Below are 1,300 nucleotides of genomic sequence, written 5' to 3' on the forward strand. Positions count from 1 at the left end.
GTGATCATGGTTGTTCTCTACGCAACCGATCATGAAACCCCACGGGCTTGGACATCGACGATACCGGGATCAACGAGGCGGCCACGCGACTTCTGGCGCTGGAGGGGGTGAGTGTGATCAAGGTCAAGGATGACGGATCGGGCGGTTCGACGGTGTACGTCGTCACGAGCGAGGACTCTGCCCGGGCCTGCCCCGCCTGCGGGGTCTTCGCCACCCGGCTGAAGGGCTACCGCACCACCCGGCCCAGGCACCTGCCCTGCGGCGGTCGCCCGGTGAGTATCCGGTGGCGCAAGGCACGCTGGCACTGCACCGAACCCGCCTGCCCGCGTAGCTCGTTCACCGAGGCGATCGGCCAGGTCCCTGCCGGGATGCGGACCACCCGGGCCCTGCGCCACGCGGCGGGGGCCGCAGTGTGCGACGGCGGCCGCACCGTCGTGCAGGCCGGCCGCGACCTGTCCTTGAGCTGGCCCATCGTGCAGCAATGCTTCGAGGACCACGCCGCGAAGGTCCTGCCCGAGACCCCGCCCGCAACCGAGGCGATCGGGATCGACGAGACCCGGCGCGGCAAGCCGGTGTGGAAGCAGAACCCGGCCACACAGAAGTGGGAACTCGTCGCGGACGCCTGGCACATCGGTTTCGTCGACGCGGTCGGCGGACGCGGCCTGTTCGGCCAGGCCGAGGGTCGCAACGCGGCGTCGGTCGCCAACTGGCTCAGCTCCCAGCCCGCCTCCTGGCGCGAGCAGGTGCGCCACGTCGCCATCGACCTGTGCTCCACCTTCCGCGCCGCCGTCCACCGTGCCCTGCCGCACGCGGCCGTGGTCGTCGACTGCTTCCACATCGTCCAGCTCGCCCAGCGCCACCTTGCCGACCTGCGCCGACGCCTCACCTGGCGGCAGCACGGCCGCCGGGCCCGCAAGGGCGACAGCATCTACACCGTCCGCAAACTCCTGCGCCGCAACAGAGAGGACCTCGACCAGGACCAATGCGCCCTTCTGCGGACGGAGTTGGACTACATGGGCACCTACGGCCGGCAGATCCACGCGGGCTGGCAGGCCAAGGAACTCCTGCGTGACCTCCTCGGCCTGGCCGTCAGCCGCACGCACGTCACTCCGGACCACTCCGCGATCTCCGCCGCCCGCCACCGCTTCTTCGTCCACATCGCCGACCACGCGCACCTGCCCGAACTCCTCACCCTCGCCGAGACCGTCGAGCAGTGGTGGGACGGCATCGAGACCTACCTGACCACCGGAATCACCAACGCCGCCTCCGAAGGCAACAACCGCCTCATCAAGCTCGAAGC

At 69.8% G+C, this 1,300-nt stretch carries 1 protein-coding gene; it reads left to right on the plus strand.

What is annotated here, in order from left to right; genetic code table 11:
- Positions 1-47 precede the first annotated feature (47 nt).
- Positions 48-1,300, plus strand: a 1,253-nt coding sequence (locus tag B9S61_RS39505) for an ISL3 family transposase (RefSeq protein ID WP_103546550.1), incomplete at its 3' end; no start/stop codon positions are given.

The organism is Streptomyces sp. SM1 (assembly GCF_002910825.1).
GTDB lineage: Bacteria > Actinomycetota > Actinomycetes > Streptomycetales > Streptomycetaceae > Streptomyces > Streptomyces okerensis.